General features: G+C 41.8%; 19 protein-coding genes. 10 read left to right on the top strand and 9 right to left on the bottom strand.

All coding sequences use genetic code 11. The features are described from left to right. The first annotated feature begins 273 nt into the window (after nucleotides 1-273). The 6 genes from tehB (at nucleotide 274) to OS173_RS08230 (ending at nucleotide 8,052) form a co-directional block, all read left to right on the top strand. Complete coding sequence (tehB, locus tag OS173_RS08205; protein ID WP_267183793.1) at nucleotides 274-846, top strand: tellurite resistance methyltransferase TehB; 573 nt, start codon at nucleotides 274-276, stop codon at nucleotides 844-846. A gap of 22 nt (nucleotides 847-868) precedes the next feature. Further along, the gene (locus OS173_RS08210) at nucleotides 869-1,999 is read left to right on the top strand and encodes an NAD(P)/FAD-dependent oxidoreductase (RefSeq protein ID WP_267183794.1); all 1,131 of its coding nucleotides are present in this window, start codon (nucleotides 869-871) and stop codon (nucleotides 1,997-1,999) included. Nucleotides 2,000-2,002: 3 nt separating this feature from the next. After that, complete coding sequence (locus OS173_RS08215; protein WP_267183795.1) at nucleotides 2,003-3,631, top strand: FAD-dependent oxidoreductase; 1,629 nt, start codon at nucleotides 2,003-2,005, stop codon at nucleotides 3,629-3,631. Continuing rightward, complete coding sequence (locus OS173_RS08220; protein WP_267183796.1) at nucleotides 3,628-4,788, top strand: L-lactate dehydrogenase; 1,161 nt, start codon at nucleotides 3,628-3,630, stop codon at nucleotides 4,786-4,788. The genes OS173_RS08215 and OS173_RS08220 overlap by 4 nt, the downstream gene beginning before the upstream one ends. Continuing rightward, the gene (locus OS173_RS08225) at nucleotides 4,785-6,446 is read left to right on the top strand and encodes an acetolactate synthase large subunit (RefSeq protein WP_267183797.1); all 1,662 of its coding nucleotides are present in this window, start codon (nucleotides 4,785-4,787) and stop codon (nucleotides 6,444-6,446) included. The genes OS173_RS08220 and OS173_RS08225 overlap by 4 nt, the downstream gene beginning before the upstream one ends. Nucleotides 6,447-6,723: 277 nt before the next feature. Further along, nucleotides 6,724-8,052 carry a hypothetical protein gene (locus OS173_RS08230; RefSeq protein WP_267183798.1) on the top strand — a complete coding sequence of 443 codons (1,329 nt, stop codon included), beginning with the start codon at nucleotides 6,724-6,726 and terminating at the stop codon, nucleotides 8,050-8,052. A gap of 58 nt (nucleotides 8,053-8,110) precedes the next feature. Here OS173_RS08230 and OS173_RS08235 read toward each other — a convergent pair whose 3' ends face one another. Both OS173_RS08235 and OS173_RS08240 read right to left on the bottom strand, forming a co-directional pair. Beyond that, entirely contained in the window at nucleotides 8,111-10,348 is a 2,238-nt protein-coding gene (locus OS173_RS08235; protein WP_267183799.1) for a winged helix-turn-helix transcriptional regulator, read from the bottom strand. A gap of 134 nt (nucleotides 10,349-10,482) precedes the next feature. Further along, on the bottom strand, nucleotides 10,483-11,064 hold the full coding sequence (locus OS173_RS08240; RefSeq protein ID WP_267183800.1) for a biotin transporter BioY: 582 nt from the start codon (nucleotides 11,062-11,064) through the stop codon (nucleotides 10,483-10,485). 188 nt (nucleotides 11,065-11,252) lie between these two features. Here OS173_RS08240 and arfB point away from each other — a divergent pair, with 188 nt between their 5' ends. Next, the gene (arfB, locus tag OS173_RS08245) at nucleotides 11,253-11,672 is read left to right on the top strand and encodes an alternative ribosome rescue aminoacyl-tRNA hydrolase ArfB (protein WP_267183801.1); all 420 of its coding nucleotides are present in this window, start codon (nucleotides 11,253-11,255) and stop codon (nucleotides 11,670-11,672) included. Nucleotides 11,673-11,866: 194 nt separating this feature from the next. Here arfB and OS173_RS08250 read toward each other — a convergent pair whose 3' ends face one another. After that, entirely contained in the window at nucleotides 11,867-13,951 is a 2,085-nt protein-coding gene (locus OS173_RS08250) for a sensor domain-containing protein (RefSeq protein ID WP_267183802.1), read from the bottom strand. A 215-nt stretch (nucleotides 13,952-14,166) separates the two neighbouring features. Between OS173_RS08250 and OS173_RS08255 the strand changes: the two genes are divergently transcribed. Beyond that, nucleotides 14,167-15,699, top strand: a complete 1,533-nt coding sequence (locus OS173_RS08255) for a hypothetical protein (protein ID WP_267183803.1) — start codon at nucleotides 14,167-14,169, stop codon at nucleotides 15,697-15,699. Between the two features lie 125 nt (nucleotides 15,700-15,824). Here the strand turns inward: OS173_RS08255 and OS173_RS08260 are convergent, their stop codons facing one another. The 6 genes from OS173_RS08260 to OS173_RS08285 all read right to left on the bottom strand — a co-directional run bounded on the left by OS173_RS08260 (nucleotide 15,825) and on the right by OS173_RS08285 (nucleotide 22,578). Further along, complete coding sequence (locus OS173_RS08260; protein ID WP_267183804.1) at nucleotides 15,825-17,810, bottom strand: alpha/beta hydrolase family protein; 1,986 nt, start codon at nucleotides 17,808-17,810, stop codon at nucleotides 15,825-15,827. 172 nt (nucleotides 17,811-17,982) lie between these two features. Beyond that, nucleotides 17,983-18,321 carry a hypothetical protein gene (locus OS173_RS08265; protein ID WP_267183805.1) on the bottom strand — a complete coding sequence of 113 codons (339 nt, stop codon included), beginning with the start codon at nucleotides 18,319-18,321 and terminating at the stop codon, nucleotides 17,983-17,985. Between the two features lie 44 nt (nucleotides 18,322-18,365). Next, nucleotides 18,366-20,285, bottom strand: a complete 1,920-nt coding sequence (locus OS173_RS08270) for a KAP family P-loop NTPase fold protein (RefSeq protein WP_267183806.1) — start codon at nucleotides 20,283-20,285, stop codon at nucleotides 18,366-18,368. A 133-nt stretch (nucleotides 20,286-20,418) separates the two neighbouring features. Continuing rightward, nucleotides 20,419-21,162: a hypothetical protein gene (locus OS173_RS08275; RefSeq protein ID WP_267183807.1), complete on the bottom strand. Its 744-nt coding sequence runs from the start codon at nucleotides 21,160-21,162 to the stop codon at nucleotides 20,419-20,421. A 63-nt stretch (nucleotides 21,163-21,225) separates the two neighbouring features. Then, nucleotides 21,226-21,930 carry an ion transporter gene (locus OS173_RS08280; RefSeq protein ID WP_267183808.1) on the bottom strand — a complete coding sequence of 235 codons (705 nt, stop codon included), beginning with the start codon at nucleotides 21,928-21,930 and terminating at the stop codon, nucleotides 21,226-21,228. 306 nt (nucleotides 21,931-22,236) lie between these two features. Next, nucleotides 22,237-22,578 carry a hypothetical protein gene (locus OS173_RS08285; RefSeq protein WP_267183809.1) on the bottom strand — a complete coding sequence of 114 codons (342 nt, stop codon included), beginning with the start codon at nucleotides 22,576-22,578 and terminating at the stop codon, nucleotides 22,237-22,239. A 294-nt stretch (nucleotides 22,579-22,872) separates the two neighbouring features. Between OS173_RS08285 and OS173_RS08290 the strand changes: the two genes are divergently transcribed. Continuing rightward, nucleotides 22,873-23,424 carry a hypothetical protein gene (locus tag OS173_RS08290; protein WP_267183810.1) on the top strand — a complete coding sequence of 184 codons (552 nt, stop codon included), beginning with the start codon at nucleotides 22,873-22,875 and terminating at the stop codon, nucleotides 23,422-23,424. Nucleotides 23,425-23,464: 40 nt separating this feature from the next. Then, nucleotides 23,465-24,706 carry a PD-(D/E)XK nuclease family protein gene (locus OS173_RS08295; protein WP_267183811.1) on the top strand — a complete coding sequence of 414 codons (1,242 nt, stop codon included), beginning with the start codon at nucleotides 23,465-23,467 and terminating at the stop codon, nucleotides 24,704-24,706. The last annotated feature ends 2 nt before the right edge of the window (nucleotides 24,707-24,708 follow it).

A 24,708-nucleotide genomic window follows, 5' to 3' on the forward strand; every position in this document is an offset into this window, starting at 1 on the left:
GCCATCCTTGGCGGCGTCCATGCGCTTCGCTTAGTCGCCTACAGGACGTAGGTGTGCCAAGTTAACAGGATGTGGTATTGGCCGGAATGACGAGTCGTCTTTTTGGTTATTAAATCATGTTTATTTACCATTTATCGCTCCAAATGCACCACGGGTTTAATTAACACTTTGCCCATCAACAAACCCAATAATTGTGCAACACTTATACTGATGGTTGCTCTGAAATCATCTATAATTGAAGTATAAACTAATACATCGTTGAGAAGTAAATACATGTCAGATGAAACAATCAATAGCCGATATGGCTTAAATCCCGCACACAGTGAAGTGGTCGAGGCTTGTAAAACAGTCACGCCATGCAAGGTCTTGGACATGGGCTGTGGTACCGGGCGCAATGCGCTCTATCTAAGTCAATTAGGTTTTCAAGTGACAGCGGTGGATAATAATCCCAATGCCATTAACAGGCTGCAGCAGATTGTGGCAGAAGAGAATATCAACAATATTCAGGCGCAGGTGTACGATATTAATCAAGCCGAGCTCAGCGAAGACTATGGCTTCATTGTCTGCACTGTGACCTTAATGTTTCTTCATCCGGCTCGGGTTGCTGCTGTCATTGCAGATATGCAAGCCCATACGCTGCCGGGTGGTTATAACCTGATTGTCTGCGCCATGGATACGGACGAACATCCTTGCCCGGCTCCTTTCCCATTTACCTTTCATGAAGGCCAGTTAAGTGATGCCTACCAAGGCTGGGAGTTACTCAAGTATAATGAAGATATTGGCACCATGCACAATGGTGCCCAACTACAATTTGCCACCCTTTTAGCGCGCAAGCCTCATAGGTAAGCATTAACCAGGAGATGTCATTATGCGTATAACCATCATCGGTGCCGGTTTTGCCGCCCTCACAGCGGTCAAGACTTTGCGTCAACAATCAAAAAACGTGGAAATTACCGTGATTGCCCCGCGGGCTGAATTTATCTATTTACCCAGTGTTATTTGGTTACCGGCGGACTTGCGAACAGCGGATGATTTACGCATTGATCTCAACCATTACTTCAAGAAAATGCGCGTCTCTTTCATCGCCGGAAAAGTAAACCGTATTTCTAATGACGGTCGTCAGGTTCACACCGAGACCGATACGGTTGAGAACGATGCCCTGATTATTGCCAGCGGCGGTCGTTTTATTAAAAAACTGCCGGGTATTGAACATGTGCTGACCCCTTGCGAAGGTATTAAAGTCGGTGAAACCATTCGCGATCGGCTCGCGGCCATGAAGTCGGGCACAATTGCCCTGGGTTTCGGCGGCAACCCCAATGAGCCGACCGCCATGCGCGGCGGCCCGATGTTTGAATTTGTTTTTATTATCGAAACCTTATTGCGCAAACAAGGCCGACGCGATCAATTTAAACTGGTGTTTTTTAACCCCAATACCAAACCCGGTGTCCGCTTAGGTCCTGATGTGCCCGACAAGCTGATGCAGTTAATGCGTAAACGTGATGTGGAAACCCACCTTGGTCATAAAATTAAAGGTTTTACTGAAAACAGTGTCATGACAGAAGGTGGCGACATTACCGCTGACTTAATCCTGTTTATGCCGGGTATGACCGGCCCCGCCTGGCTGGCAAACACGGATTTGCCGCAGTCGCCGGGTGGCATGATAGCTGCCAATGAACACACTCAGGTAGATGGCTTCAAGCATGTCTATGTCGCCGGTGATGCCGGTAGTTTTCCGGGTCCCCAGTGGCAACCCAAACAAGCCCATGCCGCTGATATCCAAGCCAAAGTGGCGGCCACCAACGCCTTGCGTCTGCTACAAAATGTCACCACTGAACTCGATAAAATTAATCATGAGCTATTGTGCATTATCGACACCCTCAGCCATGGAATTTTTATTAAACGTAATGCCAAAGGCGCCACCTTCTTACCGCCCTTGCGCATCATGCATTACGCCAAACGCTTTTTTGAAAAGCGCTACTTACGGCAATATCGGGGTTAAGGCATGGCCGCTTCGTCACACATCATTTCTTCCGATGTTTTGGTCATTGGTGGCGGGCTGGCCGGTATCGTGACCGCTTTAGCAAGTATACGCGCAGGTCTGTCCGTCACGCTGGTTGACCGGGATACGCCGGAACGTTTTGGCGGGCTGGCACGCTGGGCGTTTGGTGGTATGCTGCTGGTGGATACGCCACTGCAACAAAAAATGAAGATTGTCGATTCACCGGACATTGCCCTTAAAGACTGGCTCAGTTTTGGTGAGCTCAGTGCCGAAGATCAGCTGCCTTTGCAATGGGCGCGCCACTATGTCGAGAATTGTCGTTCTGAGGTGTACGACTGGCTGATGAATGAAGGTATAAAATTCTTACCGGCGGTTAATTGGGTTGAACGGGGTCGTTTCGGAGACGGTAACAGTGTTCCCAGATACCATGTAATCTGGGGAACTTCCCGTGAATTGGTGCGAACTTTAATCGCGGCTTTGCGGCGAGAAAGTGGCCGCGACCAATTAACTCTTCTGCACCAACACCGCGTCACCGAATTAGCACAACAAGCCGGACAAGTCAGTGGCGCATTGGCCATTAATGAAACCAGTGGTGAATCTGTTCGTTTAAACGCCTCAACAGTGGTGATTGCCACCGGCGGTATTAACGGCAGCCATCAAGAATGCCGAAAAAACTGGCCGGTCGACCGACCACAGCCGACAACCATGCTTAATGGTGCCCACCCCTATGCCGATGGCCGCATGCATCATTGGGTTGCTGATTATTTCGATGGACAGATTACCCATGCGGGTGAAATGTGGAACTATGCCGCCGGTTTTGCCCACCCTTATCCGCATTTTTCCGGCCACGGCTTATCCACCATTCCCTGCAAATCTGCACTGTGGTTGAATCATCAGGGCGAGCGCATTGGTCCGGAACCATTGGTCACCGGTTTTGATACCCACTGGCTTTGTCAACGGGTGGCTGAACAAGAAAAACCCTGGACCTGGCACCTGCTGAATTGGCGTATTGCCGCCAAAGAATTTGCCATTTCCGGGGCCGAGCACAATGCCAGAATCAGAGACAAACAGTTCCCGCAGTTCGTCAAAGAACTGCTGCTGGGGAATCATCGACTGGTGCGGCAAATGCAGCGTGAAAGCCGTGATTTTCTGGTGGCCGATAGCTTGCATGAATTGAGCCATAAAATGAATCGCCTGACCTGCTCTAATGACATCAGTGCGACCACACTGCAGGCCACAGTCGATGCCTTTGATGCCAATTTTGCCAAAGGCACACAACTGTTTAATGACCCTCAAATTCGACTGATTCAGCATGCCCGTCAATGGAAGCCGGATCGTTTACGCACCTGTAAACCGGCACCTCTACAACAAAAAGGCGCCGGGCCCTTTATTTCCATTCGCATGCAATTAATCACCCGCAAAAGCCTGGGCGGCTTACAAACTGATTTGCACAGTCGTGTTCTCAATGCCCACGGCGAAACGATTGAGGGCCTATACTGCGTGGGTGAAGCCGCCGGTTTTGGCGGTGGCGGCGCCAACGGTAAACGCTCGCTGGAAGGCACTTTTTTACCCGGCTGTATTATGACTGCCCGTGCAGCGGTGCGTTCGATTGTGGGGAGAGATAAACCATGAAACTGACCTTTCCGGTGACTGCCGCAGACTACCGTAAAAGAGCACGTGCCCGATTGCCCAAATTCCTGTTCGATTATTTGGATGGCGGTGCCACCGACGAACAAACGCTAAGAGCCAATGAAACTGACTGGCACAAGATAAAACTGCGGCAACGGGTGTTGGTGGATGTTGACCAAATCGATACCGCAACCACGATTGTCGGAGAATCCTGTGCCATGCCCGTGGTACTGGCACCGCTTGGCCTGGCCGGTATGATGGCACGCCGTGGCGAGGTACTGGCGGCACGCAGCGCAGAAGCTGCGGGGATTCCATTCACATTGTCTACAGTTGGCATTTGCCCGGTGGAAGAAGTGCAGGCGGCCGTTAACCGCGCCACCTGGTTCCAGCTGTACATGATCCGCGACCGAAAACGCATTAAGACATTACTCGATAAAGCCTGGACCGCCGGCTGCCGGACATTAGTCTTTACTGTTGATTTACCGCAGCCGGGCATGCGCCACCGTGATGTCCGTAACGGCATATCGAGTCCCGGTGCGCGTGCCAAAACCTTGAAAATGATACACTTATTATCACGACCGCGCTGGCTGTGGGATGTCGCCATACGCGGCGGCCCGCTCAACTTCGGCAACCTCAGTGATGTCATGCCGGGTACCGGAAATCTTGATGCCATTAAGGCCTGGATTGATGCCCAATTCGACCCCACCGTCACCTGGGAAGATATGGCCTGGTTGCGTCAACATTGGCAAGGTCAATTGCTATTAAAAGGTATTCTTGATACCGATGATGCGCGACAAGCGGTCAAAATCGGCGCCGACGGCATCGTGATCTCGAATCATGGTGGCCGGCAGTTAGACGGTGTGGCCTCGAGCGTCAGTAAATTACCGGAAATTGTTGCCGCCGTGGGCTCAGAAACTGAGATTCTGGTCGATGGCGGTGTGCGCAGCGGTGTGGACATCTTCCGTGCCCTGGCTTTGGGCGCACAGGGTGTTATGATTGGCCGGCCCTGGGCATGGGCACTGGCGGGTGCCGGTGAGACCGGCTTGAATCACTTACTCGCCAGTCTGCAACAGGAACTGCGACTGGCCATGACCCTCACCGGCGTGACCCGAATTAATGATATTGGTACGGATCAACTTGAACGTATTGGAGATAAATGATGATGAATGGTGCGCAAGCTTTAATGAAAACCCTGGTCGATGCCGGTATTGAGGTCTGTTTTAGCAACCCCGGCACCAGCGAAATGCATTTTGTGGCGGCACTCGATAATGAGCCGAAGATGCGCGCTGTGCTCGGACTTTTTGAAGGTGTGGTGACCGGTGCCGCCGATGGTTATGCACGCATGGCCGATAAGCCTGCGGTGACCCTGTTGCATCTCGGTTGTGGCTTAGGCAACGGACTGGCCAATCTGCACAACGCGCGTAAGGGTAAGGTCCCCGTGGTCAACATCGTCGGTGACCACGCCACCTACCATGTCAAATACGATGCACAATTACAATCGGATATCGAAACCGTGGCGCGCAATGTCTCTCCGGGCTTTTGTCGCACCGCCACCAGCACCGAAACACTGGGCCAGGATGTCGCTGAAGCCATTGCCGCTGCCCGCGCAAAACCCGGTCAGGTGGCCACCTTAATTTTACCCGCCGATGTCTCCTGGGGCGAAGGCGGCGTCGCCGTTGAACCTCTATCACCACCAACCCCTGAAGCGGCCGATGAGGCCACATTGGAAGCCATCGCCACGGCCATTAATTCAGGTCAAAAGAGCGCGATACTACTGGGCGGCCATGCCTTGCGCGAACCGACCATTATGGCCGCCGCCAAAATCGCGGCGCATAAGGGCGTCACTTTATTGGCAGAAACTTTCCCCACCCGCATGGAACGCGGCGCCGGTTTACCTTATATTGAACGCATTGCTTACCTGGCGGAACTGGCCATGGTGCAGCTCAGTGATATTAAACATTTAATCCTGGTGGATGCCAAAGCACCGGTGTCATTCTTCGCCTACCCCGATAAAAAGAGTTACCTGGTGCCCGACAGTTGTCAGGTGCACACCTTGGCCGCACCTGATCAGGATAGTTTGGCCAGTCTCAGCAAATTGGTCACTGCCGTCGGCGCAGACCAGGCACAACCCAAACTACAGTCCGAAAAACAACCGGTCAGTCCTGTTGGCAAATTAACCGCCGAGAAAGTCTGTAAAGCGGTTGGCCACTTGCTGCCGGACAATGCCATCCTGATTGATGAAGGCATTACCTCAACCCTGATGCTGGCTGCCATGACCGCCGGCGCACCCCGTCATGATTTGTTGACCTTAACCGGTGGCGCCATCGGTCAGGGTTTACCGAATGCCGTCGGTGCGGCCATCGCCTGCCCTGATCGACCTGTTTTTGCCCTGATTGGTGATGGCACCGCGATGTACACCATCCAGGCACTGTGGACCATGGCCCGCGAACAATTAAACGTCACCTCGATTATATTCAACAACGCCGCCTACTCGGTGCTCAACATTGAACTCGACCGGGTTGGTGCCAAAGACGCCGGAGATAAAGCCAAATCCCAGCTGGATTTAACCGGCCCGAACATCAACTTTGCCGAAATGGCTAACAGCATGGGCGTCCATGGTATCCGCGTGCAAACCGCCGAAGAAATAACCAAAGCCCTGGAATACGCCCAAAGCCAACCCGGCCCGCATTTAATCGAAGCCATCGTGCCGGAATCTTTGAACAAGACAAAACGTAAAATCCTGCCCTGGCTGCTACGCTCCATGCCGAGCTTACCCTTGTCGATTTCCAAGGCACTAAAGAAGAAATTGGCACCGTAAAATCATTGAATTATGCATTTTGTATAAGCTCTCAGTTCAGTCACCTAGGTTCCTTTATTATATTTACTTACCAATTATGCTTGTTCAGCACAATTAGAACATACGCCAGTCACGATTCTAAATTGCGTTAACCGTTTTCATTAAAGTCAACCTTTAGCCTACCTTTTCATATTATTCATCACTTTTTCAGGAGTTTTTCAGGGCTTTTGCAGAATTGACAATGACCGTATTCATATACTTACTGCTCGTGTTTTTATTAATTAACAGAGGTTATCATATGTTCATTCGTTTCAGTCTTAAGGACTTGTTTTTTACTTTAATGCTTGTATTTTCATCGTTGGGGATGGTTAGCGCCTCAAATTCGAACGTAGAAATATTTAATGTCGATTTTAACGATCTAACCCCAGGCAGTTACATCGGTGATGGTGGAGCCTCAGTCGGTGAACCAAGTTTCGCAAGTGGTATAACAGGACAAGTTTTTCAACAAAGTCCAGGTGAGAATTATCTTGAAGTACTATTGGACCCTGTCACAACCAATGCCAGAAGTATGCGCTGGGATTTCTTAGAAGGAGGTGAAGTCACCGAGGGTGTGGTTGTCATTGAATATCAGTTCACCCCAACGGCACTGGATCTTCATGAGTTTGGTGTCAGAGAAGGTGGCGGTTCCTCTAAATTGTTTTTAAAAATTGAATACAAAGCTGACGGTACATTTCAAGCCCGGGATACCTTAGGTCTCATTACCACAATTGAAAACACCTATACAGCGGGCACAACTCAAGACGTGGTATTAACCTTTGATATGGATGCTGGAACCAGCTCAATGACCATTAATGGTAATGTAATTTACTCAGATCGAGAACACGACATCACTGATCGCGGTGTGGGTCGTTTACTAACTGGTTTTGGGAACGGTTCAAGCAACCACCCCTTTTATTTAGATAATATAAATATTTACACTCCAGCGCCAACCACACTGCTTTTAGAAGCTGATTTTGAGGATTATATGGTCGGTGACTTTTTGGGTGAAGGCGGTGCTTCAGTAGACGAGCCTTACAACATATCAAACAACTTATACACTGAAATCGTTACGCCAGGCCTTAATTCTGATCAAGCTTTGTATTTAGAATCTGAGACCAATGGGGTGAAATCCACCAGATGGCACTTCTATGATGATGTTGAAGTCACGACAGGTCAGGTAGTTATTGAATACGATTTGGAGTTTATCGCTTTAGATGCATTCCAGTTCAGTGTTCGTGAAAATACCACCAGTAGTATCAATTTTACTACGATACGATTCACTCCCGGCGGTAAAGTGAGTGTATACGACGAATCTGGTTTTCAACTTAACGTCGGCGATTACCAAGTAAACCAAGTGCATCACTTGAGACTAACATTTGATCTCGACAATGGAACTTATACTGTCGAATTAGATGATGTAGCTTTGGTTACAGGCCGATCCTATGGCTACAGTGGAGAGCGTGGCATTGGTAAAATTACGTTGGGTACTGACTCAACGACACTGGCAGGTACTAATCTTGTTATTGATAACATTCAAGTTATGGCCATTGAATCAAATGATTTAATTTTTAATGATGGCTTTGAATAGTCACCACCAGCAATCAATCAACGGACTATACAGAGGAAAGCTGCTCAGCAGCTTTCCTTTAATTCATGGCTTGTTTGATTGCCTGTAACACCGCTTGCTCATCATCGCTCCAAAGTTGTGCGGCTTGTTGCTGGCATGTCGTGATGGTGGATAAAGCATCAATATATTTATTGAGCATTAACTGAGCCTCAGCTTTAAGACGTAAATAAGGTATGGCAAAAGGTTTATAAGCTTCTGATTGAGCCAACGTATTTAAGGCTTGTTGTGGTTTTTCCTGGGACAGATAATACATAGCTAAGTAATTATTGGCTGATATCAAGGATTCATAGTCTGATAATTCAACCGCTAAATTTTTAGCCTCAATCAGGGTTTCAATGGCACTACCGGGTTGCCCTATCAGCCATTGATAACGACCACGAAACACATTTAAAGCCGGTTGCATCAAGGCTTCTTCGACATCATTAATGTGCGCTTGAACCACCGCTATTTTATCAGCAACCCCGTCAGTAATTTTTTGATCCAATAAAAGATTAAGGTGAAAAAGTTCGGCTTTAACCAGACGGCGTTGATCCTGGATATTTTCTGCCAACTGTTGATAGCTTTGCTGCCAACGAGCGGCTGTGTCCCAGTTTTTCTGAATTCGCGACATCTCATAAAAGGCCTGATAAGCGGCCATCAGCATACCTGAATAATCCAATTCTGTGCCAATCGCCAACAAGCGGTTATTAAGTTGCCAGGCTTCTTGGTGTTGGCCTTGCTGCATTAGGGCATAAATGAGTTCATTCAAAACAGCCCCTTCGCCCAACTTATGACCCACAGACTTAGTCACGGTTAATGCTTGTCGCAGGTATTGTTCAGCCAGTTTATATTGGGCTTTTTGATTGGCAATCCTTGCCAACACAGAATAGGTGCGGGCGACGCCCACTGAATCCTGATTCAGTTCATACAGGTGCAATGCTTGCTCAGACTCAGCCAACGCACCACTGACATCGCCTTGTTGCTGTAATAAGCTGGCTTTAGAAGCCCTGACATCAGCCAATAGGGCCACATCTTCACTGGATACACCATCATCAATAAAGGCATCATAGATAGCCAGTGCTTCTTGGGGGCGATTCAGATATTGTAAAATCGCCGCGTACTCATAACGCGCCGCTTGCCAGATATCCGGTGGCGCGTTGACCTGATCCGCCAGCAGCTGTTGATAAATTTCAGCGGCTTTCGGGTAATCGCCTTTAACCTTAACAATACGCATTTTTAAGGTTGTTGCCGCCACTTGAATGGCCGCCGGAACGGGTAACTGTAACAGGGTATCTAAACTACTGACGGCCTCATCAATTTGACCCAGTTTATTTAAAGATTCGGCTAACTTTAAACGGGCTAAATGAAAACTGGGTTGTTCTTCAATGGCTAACTGAAATTGTTGCTTGGCGGTGTTAAATTCATTGCGATCCAAACTCTGCAATCCACGCACATAGAGCACCATGACATAATCATTTTTGGGCAATAAACCACTCACGAGCGCATCAGATAACCCCAATTGATCCACCAGCAATTCAGTACTTTTAACGATCAGTGATTGGAAATTGTCAGCGGCGACCGTGGTTTGAACCAGTAATTGTTGAGCCTGACTGACTTCGATTAACCAGGCCATCTGCTGCTGATGGGATACCGGTTTGATGCGAATAATGGTTAAATCCGGAATCAATTTTTGTTGATTTCGTACAAAATCTTCCGATAACACAAATAACGGCCTGTCGTCTGTGCTTTTAATGGACGATTGACTGGAAAAACTAAGCAATTGCTTTAAAAACTGACCGGCTGACTTAATTTCCCAGTCCACTGAATCGACAGACAATTGCAATAAAACGTGTGGCGTCTGTTGTTCTTGGGGTGGTGTTTGCTGACTTCGCCACCACCACAATGATGACAGCAGACTCACAATAACGACCACAGCCAGAGCCGCTTTAACATTGATTTTAGACCGTTTCGGTGCGTGCTTCGTGACAGCCACATTCCACTGAATACCTTGACCATACACCGATTCAATAAAGGTATCCTGACTGTATTCGCTAAGTAACTTACGTAATTTCGAAATGGTTTGATCAATGGTGTTTCCACTGACCACACGCCCCTGCCAAACATGGCTGATTAAATCATCCTTGGTATGAACCTGTTGCGGGTTTTGGATTAAAAATACCAATAAGTCATAGGTTTTCTTGGTCAAATCAACGATCTGCTTACCGTACGATAATTCTTTGCGCTTTAAATCTAACTGAAACCCGGAAAAATATAGCAACGTCAACAACCTGTTTAAGATCGTCTTATTTTGGCATGCTTATATAAATTTTATCAACTTCAATAGTTGCTAAACTTTATTAGACAACTCAAATCTAAAATCTACACTAAAAAAACAATCAAACAGTTTTAGGTTTATGACTGCTTCATCAAGCACCGAAAGCGCTGCATAATGATTATAAGCAAGGCACCAACGAAAACCTTGATAATCATTCCGGGGAGAAATGGCACAACACCTTTAATAAAAGCAGTTTTTACATCTAAAAACCTTAACAGCCCAAGATATCCACATAATAAAATAACAAGACTGCCGATGAAAAACTGCTGAGAAACTTTGAGAAAACCGACATCTTGCTTTTCAGCCATTTTTCCGACCACCAAAGCTGCGAAAAAGAAGCCCAATAAAAAGCCCATGCTTTTACCACTAAAAGCCGCCCAGCCACCGGAGAAATTTGAAAATACCGGCAGACCCAACAGGCCGACCAATAAATAAATAAAAATACAAGCACTCCCCCATTTCCATTGATAAAGATGAGCAATCATCAACACAACCATCGATTGCGCTGTAATGGGAACGGGATATAAACTGCCTAAATTAATGGCTATTTGAGCAGCAAAACCAAGTGCAACAACCCCCAAAATCAGCTGCAAAATTCTCAGCATCTTATCCTGATTATTTATCCTCTTCAAAACCGACAACCCATTAAAAATAAGCAAATATAACACAAGAAACTCGAACCATTAACAATTCATTGGGGATTAAAATGAGTGTTATAGCAGCTGAGTTTTTTAATAGTTCCGGTATTATGTATTGGTTGTTTTACTGGAGTAAATTTAAGTGATATATTCTAAATATGACTTAAATAATATTGACGTAGACGCGTTAATCGTGAATACAATATCAAATGCTGAAACTATCCAACACCGTCGAAATACCTGAGTCTGAAATAGAACTCACTGCCATAAGAGCCCAAGGCCCGGGCGGTCAGAATGTCAATAAAGTCGCCAGTGCCATACACCTGCGTTTTGATATTGAGAATTCAAGTTTGCCTGATTTTTATAAAGAACAGCTGCTCAAATTATCCGATCAGCGCATCACCAAAGATGGTGTGATCATTATCAAAGCCCAACAATTCAGAACTCAAGAAAAAAACCGGGAAGATGCCTTAAATCGCCTGGCTCAACTCATCAAATCAGCAGTTGTTCAGCCCAAAAAACGCAAACCGACACGCCCACCAAAAGCCTCGAACAAAAAGCGCCTGGATGCCAAAACCCGCAAAGGCAGAATAAAGAATTTGCGCAAACCGGTTTCGGGTGATGAATAATACATGTTTTTAAGTTAGATTGAACCGTCGGACCTTTAAGCCAGCATACCTCTGGTTGTTTGAAAAATCATGGATTTAAAATGTTCGATATAAGTTGTCTCACAAACGGCCCTTAAGCTTCAAAATGAATACTTTATATAAAAATCAACTTTAAAAGTATCGGATGATAACTCTGAAGTTTAATAATATTCGTATTATTTATCGTAACAAAATGATTTTATAAACCCAAAAAACGCTTGTTTGCTCAAGGGTTTACTGAAATAAAAGCCTTGCACAATATCACAACCAAGATCTTCTAGCATCTGTAGCTGGGCTTTGGTTTCCACACCTTCTGCCACGACTAACAAATCCAAGCTGCGAGACATGGCTATGGTGGCTTTAACCAAGTCGTAATCGGATTTGTTTGTGGTAATACCTTGAACAAAAGCACGATCCATTTTCAAAACATCAAAAGAAAATTCCCTTAAATAACCAAGAGAGGAATAACCGGTTCCAAAATCATCCATAGCTAATTTGATGCCCAGCTTATTGATTTTATTCAGCGTTTCCTTAATGTAACTTTTTCCACTTAAAAGTAAGCCCTCAGTAATTTCTAACTCAAGCTGATCAGGCGCCACATTCAAAAGTTTTAACTGATCTCGGATGAATGTGAATAAACCCTCATCCCTGAACTGCCGGGGTGATAAATTGACCGCCATATTAAAGGGTACATTGTGTTCTTTTTCCCATTCACTTAAAAAGCGTACTGCCTGTCTAATCACCAACTCACCGATGGACACAATTAAGCCGGTCTGTTCAGCCACAGGTATAAATTCGTCCGGTAAAATATTGCCTAGTGTGGGGTTGTTCCACCGTATCAAAGCCTCCGCACCAATAACTTTTCTTTTCTTAACATCAATTTGAGGCTGATAATAAACTTCGAACTCTTGACGCTCTAAGGCACCATGCATTTGCGCTTCAAGCTCTGATCGACGCTGCATAAATACATTCATTTCTTTTGTAAAAAATGAATAGGTATTTCGGCCCAACTCTTTGGCTTGGTACATGGCAATATCTGCATTTCTTAATAAATCAGAGGCTGAATCACCATCATCAGGAGAAATGGCAATCCCAATGCTGACGGTCAATATCAGCTCCCTGCCATCTAAATTAAAAGGAGTTCTGAAGGCCTTTAATAATGACTCTGTGGCATGAGTTATCGCTTTATGAGTCTTGTATCCTTTAAGTAAAACAATGAATTCATCACCACCCAAGCGACCAATTAAATCTTGTTTTCTAATGGCGCTCTTTAATCTTTTGACACATTTTATGAGCAGCTTATCACCAACTTCATGGCCCAGTGAGTCGTTAATTTTTTTGAAGTCATCCAAATCAAGGAATAACACCGCTATTTTTTCGTTGCTGCGTTGAGTTTCTTTTAATAATTGAGACAGTTGTTCCAAAGATAGGAATCTATTGGGTAACGATGTTAAGTTATCATAATAGGCCTGATGTCGAATCAGTTCTGCTGCTTTATGTTGTTCACTGATGTCACGTATGATAACCATGACCTGATCGTATTCCTTAATAAAACGCACGCGCGCTTCAAAATGCTTTGGAATTTGATGCACGTTATATTCATATTCAAAGCGGGTGTTGGATTTGTGTTTTAAGGCACTTTCCATCTGTTTCTGAAAACCATTAACCTTGACATCAGCAAATAGGGTTGAAATATTTTTACCCATGAAATCATTTGATTTTGAAAAAAAATCACCCGTATTACTGGAATAATAATCAATCACTGTACCATCTGATTTCATTAAGAAAAACAAATCCGGGATGGCATCAAAAATACTTTCAAGCATGTGCTCTTTGAAATTCGCTTGCGCTTGCGCCTGCCTTAAGTCTTTCAAATCAATGTCAATACAATACATCTGTCTGACACCGTATTGATTAACAAACAGCACATGACTTGAAAAAACAAACACTTTTTTACCGCTTTTGTGTCGCAATGTGATCTCGGAGGCAGGTATTTCTTTACCGGTTTTTAACCACGCATTATGTCCTTTGATGACTATGTCGCGAATTTCATCCGGTATAATCAAATCTTCCAGCTTTTGCCCTTCGGCTTCCTCTTTACTGTAACCGTATAATCGCTCACTTCCTTTATTCCAATAAATCACCCGCCGTTGCTCATCATAACCTTGAACCGAAATGGCATTGACCGCATCAAACAGCTGATGCAATGAATCGTTTAATACAAACCGATGTAGAAGATTGTCAAAGGTGCCGCTAGTCATATCAAATACAATACCAAAATTCACAGCAACTTGTCATCGATTTAATATAAAAACACCATTTTTTGAAAGAAATAATCGAGCAATATCAAGAAGATTGCTCTTACAGCATAACTAAGCGCTATCTAAAACCATCTATCTGAAGCTCCACTATTTTTTGTTGAAATAGCTTACTTGAATAAACTAAAGTACCGCCTTTTAGAATCATCAGACAACCTATGCGACATTTATTCGGACTATTGCTTTTGTTAGTTGCTTTACCATCTTACTCAGCGGATAGCATTGCTTTCCCTTCAGGCGTGGCGCTTGATAAACCTCAAGGCTTTGAAAAGTCGAATGATTTTGAAGGCTTTAAACAAGAAAAAACCCATTCATCCATTCTGGTGATGTCTTTTCCATTGCCTGAAGACCCTGAGGAGCGACACAAAGCCATAGCACAAACTAAAGACACTGTGTTATTGAAAGGCCTTGCATCACAGGGCATTCAAGTTATTACCAGTCAAAAAACAGAAATTGCCGGTGATTCTCAGGCACTCTTTATCACGGGCGAGCAAACCGTGAGCAATCAAGAGCTAGGCCGCATAATTGCTGTGCTGCATCTTGAGCATCAGCTGGTATTAATTCATGGTACGTTTCCACAAGGCAATCAGAACCTTTACGCCGCGATAGAACAATCCATTAAGTCTGCGACGCCTATATCTGACGAAGAGGCAGCCAACGTATTGGAACGGCCATTTGAATTTAACTCAGTCGAAGGTTTACACGTGATTGACATCCCTCAATTTTCTGCCAGCATGGTACAAATGAGTCGTGACGGACAACCCTCAGGCCCACAAAATGGCGACCCCTTTTTGCAAATTGTGGCTTCATTGGGACCGGTTAATGCGTCTGATAAAACTGAATATGCCTTACACAGGTTCAATCAACTGGAATATATGGAGGACGTTAAGATTCTAGAAACAAATAAAGTCAATCAAGCGGGTTTAGAATCAGTTGAAATTGTGGCTCATGTGTTGGACAGTGAAACAGCTGTGCCACTAACAGTGTACCAACTGATTAAATTTCGCATCGATGGAGGTTATTTTCTGATTATTGGCATGGTCGCGCAAGAACAGGCTGAAACCTACCTCAAAAAATTTAAGCAAGTCGCCCTCAGTGTCCGAGAAGCTAATGATGTCGCTTCAGCTGATGACCATCAAATACCCAACTTGATTGCTACCTTAGACGCAAACAGCTTAAACATGAACAGTGAGGATCTGACTGCGTACATGCAAAGAAAACCAGACACTTCTCGATACCTGCCAGGCGGCATCGCCAGACACAGTTGGGATTTAAGTGGTGCGTCGTCCAATCTTAAAATGCATGTATGGTTTAACAAAAATAAACAACTCGACTCCTATCATATTGGCCCCGCCGACCAAACCATTGAAGGCTGCTACTTGTTTTCAAGCCCAAACAGCACCCAAGCGCTGTTTATTGAGCTGCATGGAAGGGCGCGGTTTATAAAAATAAGTACCGAACAGTCATCCACCTCTAAGTCGGCCATCTCAAAATCATTTTCTTCAGCCGCTAATGAATTTCATTTGAACAGCTCAAACTTTCCTGTTTCTCTTGGTGATGCGTCTTTTGACTGGGTAAACGATAAAACACTCGCCATTGATGGCGTTGAATTACCCAAGGTTGAAACTGATTTGTGTACTGATTTGAGCCAACAAGTTGACAGCTCTTCGCTTTTCAACAGAGGTCGTTAAATTGATGTGCAAAAATGGAAAACAAGTACAGACTGAGACAAACCTCAGCCTGTACTGCTTCTTTTTTTAGTCTATTAACCTAAAAAGCACACAAGTCATCATGCGTATTTGGGTTATGTTAAACACTATTCTTCAGCGTCTTGTTCTTTACCGTCTTTTTCGAGCTGCGCTTGATGGTTCAGTTCATACGGTGGGATCTGCTGACCCTTATTATCACCTTTCAGATAAAAGTCCATCCAACGCATTAAGCGCTGGGCATAATCCAGTTGAGCCGGTGCTTTTCGGTTACCATGACCTTCGCCAGGATAATACACCAGACGGACCGGTGTATCGGTGCGGGTTTTAATATAACGGTACAACTCCATCGATTGGGCCGGATGTACACGCGTATCATTTTTGCCATGCATAATCAGCAGTGGTGTTTGGGCTTTATCGGTGTGATAAATCGGACTGCGCTCTAACATCCACATCCAGTTATCCCAGGGATATTTACGGGCATGCACGTTGTACATTTCTTTGGGAATATCCGTGGTGCCGAACTTCGACAGCTGATTGGAAATGCCCACAAACATGACACTGGCCGCAAAGTGCTCACTCAAGGCCGTCGCCGCCCAAGCTGAGGCATAACCACCGTACGAACCGCCGGTAATACCGACCCGCGCTTTATCCACAACCCCTTCATCAGCCAAATGGGTGATGGCATCCACCAGATCATTAAATTCACCACCGGCATAATCAGCCTGGCCTTTTTTACTGAACTCAACACCGCGGCCGGTACTGCCACGATAATTCGGCAGAAACACCGCAAAACCATGACCGGCAGCATATTTAATCGGGTACGAATAACGATCCAGCCACTCATTGCTGATATGGGCTTCCGGACCGCCATGTACCATCATAATCAGCGGATAACGTTGATTCTTTTTATAGTCGATGGGATAAATCAATATGCCCTCAAGCTCAAGACCATCCCGTGCCGTATATTTAATCGACTCCTGTTTCGGCATGGCGATATTCTCCAGCCAGGGGTTGGATTGGGTAAGGCGCTTCAATTGATCTTTATTCATCGAATAGACTTCGCGCGGATGATCAGCGCGACTCAGGGTCGCAATCATGTTTTTTCCCCCTACACTGACATCAAAATCACGTAAAACAGCTTCGCCAAGCGGCAATCGGCTTTCCACCTTATCCGATTTGAGGTCAATGACACTGACTTCACTACTGGTACCAATATGTCCGATATAGGCCAGTTGAGAATCTGACAGCCACTCAATGGCTTTGACGTGACCAGCATAGTCTTTAACATACTCAGTCATCTTGCCGTTGCTACTGTGAGCAACAAATAACCGGCCACTGGCCGGATCATGCTTGTCTTCGGCACCAATCATGGCGACGTATTTGCCATCCGGTGACCACTCGGCTTCACCCAGCTTTCCTTCGGTTTTAAACGCTTGAACACGCTCACCGTCAAGCCGATAAATGCCATATTCAGAGGTCGTGTAGTTATCATCAATATGTGGTGTGGGCGTGGTACGCAAGAGTAAATGATCTTTACCGGGATGAAACTGCGCTGACAGAACATGGGCATCAATGTCTATTACAACCGGTGATTCTTCTAAGTTGTTTAGATTAACTTGATAGGCATGGTTAAATTGAATATCCTCTTCATAGACTTCAGCTTTGAAACCTTTCTTTTCCAGCTTTTTCTCCGACTTGTCTTTCTCCGGCTTGGCCACAAAAACCAATTTGTCACCTTCTGAATTAAGGGAAAACGAAGAAATATTATTTTTATGCGAAATCACTTGAACCGATTCGCCACCATCCACCGGAATCCGGTAAATCGAAGTGTATTCATCATCGTTACGCTTAGCCAGATAAAAAATCGACTGCCCATCAGGACTCCACTGGAGTGAAGAAACAGATACTTTACCGGTAATAAAAGGTCTTGAGTTACCCTGGTTATCGACCAGATGCAGTTCGACATAATGTGACCCGTCCTCATCCTCATAAGGCGTGCGCGGCTTCACCAATGTGTATGCCGTCAACTGACCGTCAGGTGACACCACCGAACTGCCCACATAATGCGCCGTCACGGTTTGTTCTAAGGTCATGATCTCTTTTTTAGCATAACCACCAAAACTCACCAACAAACCAAAAACGACAAGCACTACCCAAGTAAACTGACGGCTGACGCTCTGATGACGCCCCTTCGATTTATTTAAATCAATTTTTCTCATTATTTCCTCATTGTTTTGTATTAAAAAAATCAACACGTTTAAATTATCATATTATCTTTTTCACCAGAAAATGATATGCAGCAACCATGTCAGCATCCAGTTCTCTTTCCATGCCTTTAATGATGAAATCACGGACTTTTCCAATGGACCTTCCAGAACCAACAGATGTACCGTTTTTGACAGCATCATTATTTACATTAAAAAGAGCTCTTCCGCTTCCTTTGGATGAGCCATCCCGAATGACCCCATCTTTAACATTACCCAGCGATCTCCCTGAACCTCTTGATGAGCCGTCTCTGATGACTCCATCTTTAATATTACCTAAGGCTCTGCCCGATCCAATTGACGATCCGTCTCGTATAACACCGTCTTTAAAATTTGCCATTATTTAATCTCCTTTCCTCAATTCAATTTATCTAATATCTCAACTTACGGATTAAGTTCTCGCAAATCAACGAGCAACTCATACATACAATGACCAAACGAAACCATGATTTCAAGAATGTCATTTAAATTTTCAGGGTTATAAAAGTCTAACTCATTTTGGTATTTTCTTTCAGCCTTACAATTTGTGACATAGCCTGTTTTAGGTCTGTTCAGCTTTAGTCCCGGCACAAGTTTATTCTTGGCTGTAAACCCGTATTTTTCATAAACACTCTCAAATTTACTGTCATAGTTACTTAATAGCGCTTGGTATTTTGGATCTTCAATTGCATTACATTTTGTGGCATCAACCACATAAACCGGATCATTAATTGAGAAAATCAAATTGCCGTTGGACAAATTAATTAAAAAACGAACCTCACAAAAGTGTTTCCCATCTTCATCATTAAACCATATTCTTTGGGTTCTTGATAATTCCCCAGATGATAAATTGACTCCTTTAAATGGCTCTATAAGCTTAGAATCGATATTACTATCGACAAATTCTCTGAATCCTAATTGAGCCTCGGCTCTATCGCCAATTTTTTTAGGGCCAACAAACGCTTGTACATCAGTAACCGAAGACAGTTCTAAAATTGCGCTGATATAGTTACCCACATCTTCCCCGTCGGGTATTTCATTTTTTATTGAATTTAAAAGAGAACTTATGTTGAAAACACGTTTGGACAAATAATTATCATTTTCACATAACCGGAATAAAACTTGCTCCCACTCTTCATCAAACTCTTCTGATTTTTTTAAATTCTCAATCTCATGGTCTTCCAATTTTCTCAATTTGAACTTATTGGCTGTATTTTCACCCCAGCTGATAAAATCAGGCTCTTCACACAATGCTTTGTAAATAGCGGGATAGGCTATTTGGGTACAAACTAAAGCATAGTTAACCAACTTATCACTGTCACTGTCCTCGTTTTCAACACTTCTCATTGTCACTTTATTAATAATTTCTATCAGTGACAATGTATTCATAAGTCGCTTAAGCGATCTGGGATTGTTCCCTAAAGAGTGGTTAGTGAAAACAGACAATTTATCTAACATCTCTTTGTTATGAAAGTCCGCTTCATTCAAATACCCGATGTCTTTTAATGAATTGCTTAAAAAAGTACTAATCTCATATGAAGCAATTGGCATACTAAAGGGAAGCTGTATTATTTTATCGAAAAACGAACGGAATTCTCTTTCATTTTTATCTGTCAATTTACCAAATTTAGGTTCAAGTCCTTTGACAACCACATCATAGTCAATGGCCAAAATAAAAATACAGTTATCCAAATCAAAAATATTCTTGAGTAACTCTAAAATATTGACAGCTACTGGCGGATCAATTCTGTCCAGATCATCGATAAAAAATAAAAAACCAGTTTTATCACTGTCAGCTACCACATTTGCAATTAAATCATTCAAAGAATCTCGTAATTTTAAAATCGTGGTTTCTCTGGCATCACCTAAAGCATCAACGATTTCTCCAACATTCTGTCCGGTCGCAGCATTGACAGCAACCTTCACTGATGCCCCGGCAATTTTGTTGAGTATGCCAAGTGACCTTTTAGCCATTTGACCCAACTTATTGTTTTTTGCTGTGGCTATATCTGCAATTTCATTGGTTAACCCATTAATGATGGATATTAAAGTTTCAGCTTCAGACTTCATCAAGCTGTATTGCCAGGTATTTAACCAAATTGGATAGAATCTCTTACCTTCCTGGTCGCACAATTGATCTTTTATCTTATTCATCAATGATGTTTTACCGGAGCCCCATTCACCTTGAATAGCGATAGTAATGGGTGTATTTGTCATTTCAATAAATTGAACCAGAGCATCTGTGTACTTATCTATACCAAACAAATCATCTTGATCAGCCCTTCGTGGAACATCAATTAAACTATTAAATATTTTATTAGACATTTTGGATAACCTTTAAACGTAAACTGGAAATTTTAGACTGTATTTTTTTGTACAACTTAAACAATACCGGGTTTAAATAGAGTCTTAACTTACGACCCGTGGTTTTAATAATTTTGAAAGAATATTGCATAATTTAATACATATCGATATTTTCTACTGAAACCCGTGGTGGGATGGGTGAATACTTTATTGCCGGATATTTTAAAAACTTCAATAACAAAAAATAACTCGCGATTGATATTGCCGTAACAATTAAAATCATGACAAATCCACCTTCTACAGATGGCAACTGATTTTCAGTTTCTCGAAAAATATTCACGACCAACCCCAAATAAGGCAAAATAATTTCATACAGAGATTCTCTGCCTATTAAATTTCCATAAATTAATAACGAACAAAACCAAATAATAAGTGACCATAAAAATGACCTTGACTTTATCACTAAAGAATTAAAATCTGACCAGCTTCGCTCAGGCTTTAAAACCATTTCATTTATCGAACGCCTTAAACAATTTTTCTTTGAGTTATAATTTCTAATAATTGAAGATACTTTTTTACCCAGATGACTTCTTTTAGAATATGTTCCGTCTTTGTTTTTGCTTATACCAGCAGCATTCGCCTCACTATACGCATTTTTAAGCATATTTTCGGCCTCAACCAATTGAACCAATTCTTTCTTAAATCTAATCTTTTCTACTTCATCCAACCAAAAATCGGATGGACTACCACTTAATGTTTTCTTTTTCTTCCAAACAAAATACTCATAATAAACATAACCCAAAAACAAGATAACCGGCGTAATTATTACAACTAAAAAAATCAAAATTAATATAGCAATTAGTACCACACCACCTAAGCTATTTTTATTATTTGACATAAGCGTTTATCGATTTAAAATTTTTAACATACCGAATATATGAGTAAACTTAATTCAATTAATTTATTCTTTATCCTTGTCTTTATTAATATTCTGGAGCGCCGAAGCCAGTAAGCCGGCAGGTACCGCAACGATACTTAACCCAATCATTAACACCAAAAAAGTAAATAACCTACCGCCAATTGTGATGGGAAATACATCGCCATAACCAACTGTTGTTAAAGTGGCTACAGCCCACCAAAGACTGTGAAAGACAGATTTGAAATTTTCCGGCTGGACTTCATTTTCAAAATAGTAAATGCCAACAGCAGCAATGTATATGACAAATAAGGTCGCTAAAGAAAACAAAACCAACTCTTCTTTCATTTCAAAAAAAGCAGCCTTATATTTATTAACTGCTTTGCTATAACGAACGACTTTGAAAATTCGAAATAACCGAAATAACCGAAGAATACGAATGGAACGTAAATCAACCGTAGAACTTAAGTAAAACGGTAAGATGGCAAGTAAATCAACCACACCATAGAAACTAAATATATACGCCAGCTTCTTATCCGCTACAAAAATTCTCAGTAAATATTCCAGCGAAAAGATTGTTACCGTGATAATTTGGGTAATATGAAAAATCTGTAAAGAACGTTCACTCAAATCGGGAATTGTTGAAACAGAAAACATAATCAACGAAACAAAAATCAGAAACTGAATGGTTAAATCAAAAATCTTCCCTGCTTTTGTGTCTGACTGTTCGACAATTTGTTTTATATTCATCTCAAGATGTAAAACTGCAATCCTCTTTATTAACAAAACCTTAACACAGGCATTAGACAAGCCACAATATTTATAACTTGATAAATTAGAACGAACTCAAAAGTGACTGTAATTGGCAATAAAGATAAGTCGATTATGTAAGATTACGATTTGATTGACAAAAATTGTCAAAATATTATTGTTTAGCTGATTGAGCATGAGGACGTAATTAATGACAGGGACTTTAACTACGGACAGGCTGAAGTATATCTCAGCTTAATCGTTTATTTTTATTTTAATGAGACTTCTGCATAAGTCTCTTAATATTTATTTACGTATGCTGACTTGTTTTAGTACTGTAAAAAGTTTCTGCTCAGAAAACCCATAGAGTTCTTTAATGGCCAAGATTAATGACAACCATAAAGTCGTACCCTCAGAATTAAGCTCAAAATTAAATAACGGGTTTAAAAAACCAAACAGATATTGTGTATCATCGGGACGATGTCGGTAATTGAATGCCTGCATAGATTTTAAAGTATCCAGTAAATGATTGAGCTTCTCATCAGAACCAAAATTTTGATCACTTTCCTGTTGATGAACAATATTATAAACATGATCAAAGATGACATTGAGTCGCTCTTCATTAAGATAAGGAAGATTATCTTTCATAGATTTCCAATCTGAAATGATTACAAGCTAATAAAACTTATAATAAACTATTTTTAAATTGTCTTCCAATTTTTTAAGTCATACAGCTAATAATCACTTACCATTTAATAAAAAGAAGACACTTCATCATTTTTAATAATTCACTTTTTTAACATTCTCAGTTTTTGAGAACATCTTATTTTATAACTGATAAAAACAAAACGTACTTAAGTTAAAATCTTGAACCTACAGAACCAATTAAAACATATTGAACAACCAAAATTTGTTCTAATAAAAAACTTAGAAGCGCCCTACATGGGATTTGCAACAATTAATGACTTCTTAGGTGGCGAAGCTATATACTTTACAGAAAGCTTAGCTGATGCACAGGCATTGATTCCTGTATATACTTTTCCTAAAGACCCAATTAAACAAGAATTGTATAGAGATACTTTTGAAGATGGTTATGAGATGTCATCTGGAGATTTGATTGAATATTCGCCTTCTAATTCACTTTGGGCAATAATTGATCCAGATGGATGTCCGTTTAACTCAGGTAAATATATATTCGATGTAACTTATACGGTAATTTTGCTTTGTCCGCCAGAAAAAAGGATGATTATTGACTATCTTATTAAACAATTTATAGACTTAAACACTGAAAGTGATGACAACAATGCAAACACCCTTATGCATATTTGGGAAGATATTATATCTCGTATAATTTTTTCTAAACAAACACCATCTATTGACCTCTATCTTCTGTTACATGAAATTAAAGATGGTTTTGAATTTGAGCTTAACCAACTATCCAATGGACCCACTCAAGATGATTGGCGATACCTTGATGAGTATTGTTTGAAATGATTTAAACAACTAACTAACTTTTTAGTGCAAAATTAAATACATGAACGATGAAATTAAAAATAGTATTGGACGTTTAAAACGCAACCCTCTTTTTCAAATGTCATTGGGTTCCAAAGAGCTTTTTCACAGTAATATAATAGCTTGGTTGATGGAATCTAATATTCATATCGCTGAAATTATATTTCAACACTGGGGTTTGCTAACTAAAGAACAAAAGCTTGTAAGTATCAAAATTGAGAGGGAAAAATATTACATAGACTTATTGATTGATATTAAATTAAATGACAGCAATGAAATGTTAGTTGTTATTGAAAACAAACTTAAAAGTATTCCAAATAAAGAACAACTCGACAAATATTATGAATCAATAAATAAAAAGAAGGTTTATGCCGGTAAAGAAATACAATTTATTTTACTAACTTTAGTCCAACCCAAATTTAATGTTAAGCCTGATAAGTGGAATATTAAAAATTACTCAACATTATCAAATGCTTTAATACAAGCAAAAAATCTTGGTTCAACAGAAATTGATTTTTTTTCAATAAATCATTTTTTGAAAGCATATAAAAGCTTTATTGACACTTTAGTGTTGATGAATAATGCAGTTCTAAAAACACGACATTATGATTACTACAGTAAAAATCATCTTGTAATGAATGATTTAAGAACTATCAAACTACATGATATATTTTTAAAAATAGCCCATCATAAAATATCAGAAAAGGTTATATCAAAATTGAAAGTGTACCCACAACTCAGGTGCACCAGTCTAAATGAATCCGAGTCTGAGTTCGATTTTTCAGTCTATTCAGGGTTTTCAAACTCATCGGGTTTAACAGGTTTGAGGATACTTATTTACAAAAATAAAAAAATCAAACTATTTATTGGAGTTCAATTACAAGCAAAACAATTTAGATATTACACTGAAGTGATATCATCCGATGGATCTATAGCAGAAACTAAAAGCCATATAAATTTTTCAAAAGATTTAGAAGTTAAAAATCTGTGGTTTCTCAAAACGAATAAGATTAAGTCAAATTTATCTATTGAAAAAGACAGAAATGGAAATGAAAAAAGAGGTAAAGGTATAGGAAGGAGCAAAAGTGGTCATACATTTTGCGAATACAGTAAGGGCGCTTTCTTATATCGATATGATGTTTTAGACGACCAAAATCTAATCTCCAAAATTGAGGATAGTTTTGTAAAAGCAACTGCTTATATTTTAAATAATAAAGATCAAATATTACAAGTGGCAAAAATTAACTTTCACAGTAATATTTAGGG

Source organism: Marinicella gelatinilytica (assembly GCF_026410405.1).
GTDB lineage: Bacteria > Pseudomonadota > Gammaproteobacteria > Xanthomonadales > Marinicellaceae > Marinicella > Marinicella gelatinilytica.